This is a genomic window from Nitrososphaera sp. AFS, assembly GCF_009898475.1.
Classification (GTDB): Archaea; Thermoproteota; Nitrososphaeria; order Nitrososphaerales; family Nitrososphaeraceae; genus Nitrosopolaris.
Genome location: NZ_QURE01000126.1, coordinates 1 through 8,382 on the forward strand (window position 1 = coordinate 1; position 8,382 = coordinate 8,382).

The 8,382-nt window shown below is 38.2% G+C and carries 7 protein-coding genes; 4 read left to right on the forward strand and 3 right to left on the reverse strand.

What is annotated here, in order from left to right; all coding sequences use genetic code 11:
* Positions 1-267 precede the first annotated feature (267 nt).
* Positions 268-546 carry a hypothetical protein gene (locus DYY65_RS10940; RefSeq protein WP_162477996.1) on the reverse strand — a complete coding sequence of 93 codons (279 nt, stop codon included), beginning with the start codon at positions 544-546 and terminating at the stop codon, positions 268-270.
* Between the two features lie 383 nt (positions 547-929).
* Between DYY65_RS10940 and DYY65_RS10945 the strand changes: the two genes are divergently transcribed.
* Positions 930-1,292 (forward strand): response regulator, encoded by a 363-nt coding sequence (locus DYY65_RS10945; protein WP_162477997.1) that lies wholly within the window; start codon positions 930-932, stop codon positions 1,290-1,292.
* A 287-nt stretch (positions 1,293-1,579) separates the two neighbouring features.
* On the opposite strand, the gene DYY65_RS10950 is transcribed toward DYY65_RS10945, so the two are convergent.
* Positions 1,580-1,843 carry a hypothetical protein gene (locus DYY65_RS10950; protein WP_162477998.1) on the reverse strand — a complete coding sequence of 88 codons (264 nt, stop codon included), beginning with the start codon at positions 1,841-1,843 and terminating at the stop codon, positions 1,580-1,582.
* Between the two features lie 772 nt (positions 1,844-2,615).
* Here DYY65_RS10950 and DYY65_RS10955 point away from each other — a divergent pair.
* From DYY65_RS10955 to DYY65_RS10965, 3 genes are all read left to right on the forward strand, one after another.
* A complete protein-coding gene (locus DYY65_RS10955; protein WP_162477999.1) occupies positions 2,616-2,789 on the forward strand; it encodes a hypothetical protein in 174 nt (57 codons plus the stop codon).
* 826 nt (positions 2,790-3,615) lie between these two features.
* Positions 3,616-5,109, forward strand: coding sequence for an ATP-binding protein (locus DYY65_RS13100; protein WP_162478000.1), 1,494 nt, complete (start codon positions 3,616-3,618; stop codon positions 5,107-5,109).
* Between the two features lie 829 nt (positions 5,110-5,938).
* Positions 5,939-6,211 (forward strand): hypothetical protein, encoded by a 273-nt coding sequence (locus DYY65_RS10965; RefSeq protein WP_162478001.1) that lies wholly within the window; start codon positions 5,939-5,941, stop codon positions 6,209-6,211.
* A 464-nt stretch (positions 6,212-6,675) separates the two neighbouring features.
* Here the strand turns inward: DYY65_RS10965 and DYY65_RS10970 are convergent, their stop codons facing one another.
* On the reverse strand, positions 6,676-7,941 hold the full coding sequence (locus DYY65_RS10970; protein WP_162478002.1) for an extracellular solute-binding protein: 1,266 nt from the start codon (positions 7,939-7,941) through the stop codon (positions 6,676-6,678).
* Between the last annotated feature and the right edge of the window lie 441 nt (positions 7,942-8,382).

Here is an 8,382-nt window from a genome sequence, read left to right on the forward strand (position 1 = left end):
ATCTAGAGATATAATACCTAAATTTCCTTATTGATGGTAAGCAATCACCCTCATGTTTTCTCTGGAAATAGATACACATGGCAGATCCACATAAAACAGGTTCGACTAGGTAGATTATACAAGCTCAAATAGACATATTCCAGATCTAATTTTCCGAATTTCATCATCGGAAATGCTCATGACGGATTATTACAATGGGCCTGTTGGCTAAACCCCGCTACTTTCTGCTTTCTTAATTTCAATCGTTACTTTATCGTCCACTTTTATCTACATGTCTTCATAGTCCCTAATACTGATTTTGAAAGTGGGACTATCTGTAGGAAATCCTCCTCCGCCCATTGCTTTTCCAATATTGGACATCGCCTTTGGCAAATTGTTCATAAGATCTTCAGAAGTAAAAGCCGCCACGTTCACACCAAATGGATTGAAAGACGGCCCTTTGTCCGCGCCTGCTTTGAAATCATTAGGATTAGCATATGTCACATAGACATACGGGCTACCATCTTGCGATGCCTCGATTCTTGAAACGATATAATCCATCTTCATTTGAATGCCTTTTACAGAATATGGTCTTATATTTTTCGATATATCCCCGCCGACCCGATGAAATGCCGAATGTCGGATCGACGGAAATGTCAGAATGTTATCCTTGTATCCGCAACAAAGTATTTATTGATTGTAATTGAGTCCTACATACACTGTCTGACTTGTCGTCTTTAGCCATAGTGTTACAGTAGTCTGAGTAACAGTGTTACTCTGAAGGAGGTCCATTTGTTCAATGGTGCTTAGATAGTAGGGAAGCATCTAACAATAATGATATATAACACCGACGGACTTTTTCGAAAGGATAGTAATACCGTTATCAGCATGCTTCAGAATGTTGAAGGGATTGACGAAGACCAGTACGGGCGTACTGGTCAATCTATGACATGAAATCCAACAAAAATTCAGGACCAGGATTCGCGAGGCTAGTCCCAAAACAAAGGAGAATCCTGATTATAGATGACGAAGATGACTTAACCCTCTCATTGCGTTTGGTCTTAGGACGCAATGGGTTTAAGACGGTTTCATGTACTGACCCGTTGTTAGCGTATAAGAATTTCAGAAATGGTCAATACGATCTGGCGATATTAGACATAAAGATGCCCGAAATTGATGGATTTCTCTTGTACCAGAAAATAAGAAAGAAAGATAGCAGAATCAAGATTTGCTTTCTAACCGATAGTGAATATGTTCACGAAGAGACTAGAAAAGAATATGGACTGATGGTTTTAAGCAACAATCTTTCTTAAAAAAACCAATTGAGATTGAGGCTTTGATTCAAGCAATAAACAAATTGTTGTATTCTGAATAGACAGATGGACTAGACCCTGTGAATTCATCTAAGTATGACATATATACTACAAAATATGGCGCGCCTAAAAATAGATCTTATCGTGATGCTCACGATTTCAACAATGTATTTACGTAGGCAATTTGGGGTGCCGGAATTTGGTCAGTCATGTACATTTGCATCCCTAAGATCGCTCTTATTGATTCTAAACTTGCCATACATCCTCAACCCAACAATTTTCTCTATTCAGCACAGTCTAACGATGTGTGCGTCTCCGATTTCATGCATTGGTCCTAGCGATGCCTCAGTACCAGTATAATCTCTCATGACTTCTATAACAAAATCAAAATCATTTAGTCTTTTGAGACTCTCAAGTGTCAATCTCATGTGTGTTACGTAGTGAGTACCCTTATCATATATTGCAGGAACCATGCCTGTAGTATTCCATATATGCTCTCTACATTTGTCAGAGTCTGTACCCTTTTTTGTGAAGACTTCAACCGTATACATCAGAGGATATCCTNNNNAAGATCACGAACAAGGTTGGTGCAGACTTTAGGAAGAACCTCTCGATATGTGGCTTCCATTTTGTCATGCTGAATTATTAACCTATCAATTTCGTAGGATTCCTTCGATATTGCCTTTCCTTCTGGAATATAGATGAGTGAGGCCATGTTGTTCACTTTTCCTTCCCCCGAATTGTGGGACTCAATATTTTATTCATAGAATATTATGGACTATGATGTTCTTTTACCCTACTAAATAACGTGGCTGATAAATGAGAGACGGTCTATATTAAGTGACACCAATAGTGAGGATATAATATTCAGTCCTGGCTTCGGCTGGCTATTTCGGCATGTTTGCAAGTGTTGATACACAGCAAGCATACGCTGAGGGTAGTGACGGAGATCATCATTCTTTTGATTGCAAGGACCAGCACTCAAAGTGTTCACAAAAGGATGGAACACCATTTTTGCTTCCTTTCCCTTATGTCGTCCATTTGTTTAGGATTGTATTATTTTTCTAACCAGGTGTGAAAGCAGTAGGGCTATAATCATTGGTTCTGTTGAAAAGGGCGCCCTTTCGCATTAATTGTTTTTAAATATTAATAATAATCATTTAGCATCTCCATAGAAATCGCACTATCTTCTGCTGATAAGATGCCGATACTTAGAGTTTGCTTCGTACTATACCACAAAAGTAGAACCAAAATTATGCTACCAGTAAATATTCAGTATAAATTTATCCTTTCCTTATATATCCAGCCAAAACCTCTGGAAATATGTCGAATGGAGACTATGCAATTCTGGCGTCGGTATTGATTCTTGCTATCGTAGCCGGTATAAGCAGTTTCGCTGCAAATATCGCATTCGCGGACACATGCACAGAGGTGCCCATTCATGTGCTAATACAAATCTTCTCCCAAGTTGTGGCCGCCTCGAGCGGAACTACCTAACTATAGTGGAAAACTAGTAAGCGGAGCTAGTGCTCTAGTGAATAATAGAAACAGTGTTAAGGTCATTGTCACACCCAGTGCTAATGTTAACCCTAGCGGACATACAATTGCACAAACAAGCGGCCGATCTGCCCACACACCTCCTTAATTCATCTTCAACTCGTTCGGTATTCTCAGGAATATTAAATTATTTAGGAATTTAAGCTTTTTACCACAATTTCAATCTAGCATATTCACAAACTCTTCTTTGTCCTTATCTGGTAATCTGTCAGCAAATCCTCTCAATGATTCAATTTCTTTGGTTAAGATATTTTCGTCGGGAAATAAACTCAATGTACGTGCTTGATGCAAAATGCTCATCTGGAATAGAAAGAATATTAATAGTCTCAGTTTAAATCAAAATAGGAGCTTCTATTGTGGTAACAGAATCTCTCGTTAGTATACTTAGAGCCTCCCATGTGCAATTATGGTGGCTTTTAGGTGCATTCTGTTTTATTGGAATAATTGTAGGTTGGGGCATAACAAAGGGTAAAAGGGTCTGATTATGCCCCGTAGTTACATATAGTCTGCTCTCCTCGATGACCAATAGAGTCAGTTACGGTCAGTTTATAGTTTCATTGTCATTAGTTGGTATTAACAATATACTATCTGATATTAGCGTATACGGCTTTGTTGGGAAGTAGCTAAGACACCTTTTATTCTTATTGGTTAGAATACCTAAACCCTCAGCGCCAGTAAGTATTAAAAGAAAGTGAAATTAAGGTATTATTGGGGACTGAAGCATCCATATCTGTACCTATTAGTATCCATGGAGTAAGACCGTAGTGTGAAAGACAACGACGACAGGAATATAAAATGCGCACTCTGTGGGAAGACAATTATTGATCAACAAGAATCAAAATCATCCTTATCCACTTATACTGAAGTAATTGATGGGACTTTTTTAGAATTTGATACAAATGAATGCCTTAATATGTATAAAAGATTCAAAAGTGTGTACGGCGATGAATTTAAGGATTTAATAGGGCAATCATTCATTTCTGATCCGTTCTGGGACAAAGCTATTCCGACGGGAGCAGAAATGAAGGAAATTGATATCGAAAGGGGATTGAATAAGCCAGATACAATTCGAGTCATCCGAGACCCTATCGAAATACAAAAAATTAGTCTTGAAATTGGCCGAGGAGTGAAAGATGAGATCCTCATCTTATTTTCATCTGCCAATGCTTATTACAGTCAGGAGAAATTAGGGTCAATTCAGTCATTAAAGGAGCTTCTAATAGGGAGACAAGCGAAGGCCAGAATTCTGACGCCGAAGTCTAATCAAATAGAAGCATCAATATGTATGTTAACGCGATATCCACAAATCGAAGTTCGTTATGTTGAACCAGGATTGCAAACTCAAGTGACAATAATTATAGTAGACAGAAAAACTTCGATAGTTGTTGAATTAAAAGATGATACTAACAAATCTGCCTATGACGCAGTGGGATTAGGAATCTATACAAATAGGGTGGCGAGTGTATTGCCTTATGTTTCTATGTTTGAAAGTCTTTGGAAACAAACCGAACTTTATGAACAAGTTAACAAGGTTTACCAGCAATTAAAAATTCATGATAGGTTGCAGGAGGAGTTTATAAATACAGCAGCTCATGAACTGCGTACTCCTATTCAGCCAATACTCGGCTTGGCCGAGATTCTTCGTGCCAAAAAAGATAATATCGTAAGCACTAGTATATATGACGAATATCTGTCTGTCATCATAAGAAATGCAAAAAGATTGAAAGAACTTACCGATAACATCTTGGACATAGCTCGAATCGAAAGTAAATCAGTAACGCTGGATAGAAAGATCGTTAATTTGGATAACATAATAAAAGATGCAGTAGAAGATACTGTTGAAAATCAAACCGATCCGAAAGTTGTGAAAATACATTTTGATTCAAGTATGAGAAATGATGGTGATGATATCATTTTAGTAAACATAGATAAAGGTAGGATCAAACAGGTCATTTCTAATCTACTAAGTAATGCTCTCACTTTTACAAAGATTGGAACTATCTCAATTACCAGTGAAAAAATTAAGCGTAGAGAAAGGTACATTGCTATAGTTTCAATAATGGATTCAGGTTCAGGTATAGATCCTCAAATTATGCCTATATTGTTTACAAAATTTGTAACCAGATCAGAAAAAGGCACCGGTTTAGGATTGTATATTTGTAAAAGGATTATAGAGGCTCATGGAGGGGAGATATGGGGAGAAAATAATGTAGATCATGGAGCTACGTTTTCTTTTAGCTTACCGATTGCTAGTCAGTAGAGAAAACTTTACTCGGTAGAGTGGTGATTGCAAGACCTCATCACTTATACCTCGATTTTGTGATATTTGTGACATCTTGATGTTTACTGTCACTGGTCATATCGATACAACAAGAACCATGATCCAAAAAGATATCTCATCTGCATTTGCTAATTAAATGGTTGTAGGGTCACTACAAGAAATGACACCCCAACTAACAGCACAAGCACTATTATTGCTATAATTGCCGTAATTGTATTGGTGGTAAGATTCATAGACTGTTAAAACTTGATCATCTTATTAAATATTAGTGATACAAGTTATCCATAATTCATTAAAAATCATGAATACAAATCATAGTATGAGTTAATAGAAAAGTTAACTTATAAAATCAGAAATCGAGCGTTGTTTCATGTCATGAAGAGGGTGCTGTTGTTCTTGTTTCTCTTCCTCCTTGATCTCCCTGTTCTCCCATTTGGCACTAGAGAATACAAACACTCCCGATCTTATTAGAAGAAGATAGCACTATTTCTATGGAGATGCTAAATGATTATTATTAATATTTAAAAACAATTAATGCGAAAGGGCGCCCTTTTCAACAGAACCAATGATTATAGCCCTTTTTCGCAACATAAATTGATAGAATGGTTGACACAAGCTTCTAAATAATACATGCGTCAATGCACACAAATCATAGAGTACCGACTACCTTTTGTACGACCAATGTTAATATGAGCTCACATCATTGCCGCAGGGCCGCATTTTTTTCCTATGTGACATTCAAACTCCTTTAGTAATTCCATTGGCACATGCCTTAAAAGCTTAATATCCTCTATCTCATATATAAAATATGAAAAGTAAAAATAGCCAAGTACTAAAAAACTGCAAACAATTAAGTGTCGTCACTTTATTGGCATTTGGATCGTGTCTATTGATTATTTCCGGATTTGGCATTGCTTCGGTCGCTTATGGAGCGTTTCCCGGCGAGATAACAAACGCGGAAAATATTGTTAAAACTGACATATCACATGAGCAGGCATTCGTTAAAGCTGAGATATCACATGAGCAGGCAGTAGCTAACTCCTTTGCGGAAGAGAAGTTTCCAATACCGGCGATACCCTAATCATTTATGAAAGATTCTCAAAAAGCTCGGGATTATGAAATATTTGAGGTATTATGAAACTTGGGCGCCGCTATTCCGAGCAACAGCGATCTCCAATTACAAAGATCGTGTATCTCTATATGCCGATCACAAATATCAATATTCTATATACAAAAGGTGTTGAAAAACAAGAATCTAATGGTGGGCCAAGTGGACGGTTGTTGGGAACCCCAATATGAGATGCGGCGCATATCAAGATGACACTATGGGGAAATACCGTCAACCAGCACCTCCTGGATGTCACCTTCCAGGCACATTGAAACACTTGGGACCTAGTGCTATGTTGCAACCCTGATGGGTTTGACCGCCGTGTAACGCAATACCCATTTCAGTGTTTCAATAATGTCATTTACTCGCATTAGCGGTAGTACAGGTTAACCCATTATCATTCAAGCGTATCATTCCTGCCAATGTCCAATTGATAGCTACCATCCTAATACTTTTGCAGTCATTGTAGCAGCGTCTTCTAATGCTTGCTTTGGCTCTTTAAGACCAGAACAAACTTGGTCCAGAGCAACAGATATTTGATTATCTATTTGCGGATATTCTGGCGCAATAGGTCTGCTGTGACCAATCGGAATCGTCGAAACCATCCTATTATAGTATGGAATGGTTTGATTTAATGTAATGGACTCTTGACCTGCGCCAATATTTTTTTGGGTTGGAAGATACCCAGTCTGTGCAAGCATCGATGCGAGAATATCTGGCTGAACCATTATCGTAATTAATTCCCATGCCAACTCTTTATTTTTTGATGTCTGAGGAATGCCCAATTCCCAGCCCCCAAGCACAGTTGTTGTTATGCTGCCTTTGCTTGGTACCGGATACATTGGCATAAAGCCAACTGTTTGTTCCAAATCCTTTCTCTCGGCAGCCGGAAAAAATTCTGGTAGCCACGAACCACCCATTAAGACAGCAACCTTCCTGTCTATAAAATCTCTCTCAAATCCACTAATGTTGGACAGAATTGGTTTCATGCCAGCAGCAATCTCGCTTTTTAAGAATTGTGCTGCTTTAACTCCAGCTGAGCTATTATACGTCGGGAACCAGTATGTACCCTTTGTTGGATGTCCATCTTTCATTATAAGGATATTCCCTCCGAGCATCCATAGATATGGATACCATTCTGTAGCGCCGCAAAGAGCAAATCCTCCTTTTATCCCTTGCTCTTTATAAGCATTATTAATCTTTTTGAGAGATGAAATATAACCATCCCAGGTTTGTAAAGAGTTCGGATCAACGCCCGCATTAGATAATAAATCTTTCCAATACCACATACCGCGTACATCAGTCCAAGTCCATATTCCATACACTTTGCCATTATATACTCCTCCATCCAAATTGGTTTGATACCAATCAGATGCTCTTCCCCAACTCTTTACAAAACCTGTAAGATTAGTTAGATATCCCCTTTGGGCAAAATCTCCTAGCCAAATTTGATCAACAGAAATCAGATCAATAGGAGTTTGGTTATTCAATGCCATTATCATTTGGCCTCTACTAACGTTGTAGGGAAGTACTTTGTAGTCAACTTTAATGTCTATATTTGGATGTCTCTCCTTCAGCTTTTGTACCGCACCTGTAAGTAAAATATCCCATCTATCTTTAGGTGCAGCCAATATTGCTGTAAGAGTGACTTGCTTCTTTTGAATCGCTGAGGAATTAGCAAGGCCAACCACTAGGCTGATCATGAGAGCTATCATAAGGGAAAACGATACCAAAATGTTGTTTTCCCTAAGGGAAAGCACCTGCAAACTTCATGAACTGATCTTAATATACATTGCTCTAAATTCTGGAATTAGAGGGAGTTCTAATGTAATATAACGAGCGATAACAAGTTTCTAGTATGACGGCAAATACTGGCCCGATGTTCGGGTTAGAGAGGATCAAGTACCATGTGTTGAAGGCTATAAACGCATTCCCGGGTCGTGATGTATATATCGCCTACCAATCAATGAAACTGGGACTAAGTGAAGTGCATTTGCTCGTTACATAACCTACATTTTGAAATAGTTACCCCTAGGCAAAGTAGATATTCTTATTCTGTGAATCATCTTCCAAACTCAAACTTACCAAAGTTAAGGAGAACAAATTAAAAAGCATTTATGCGCAACACTAGCAACAAAAAGGAA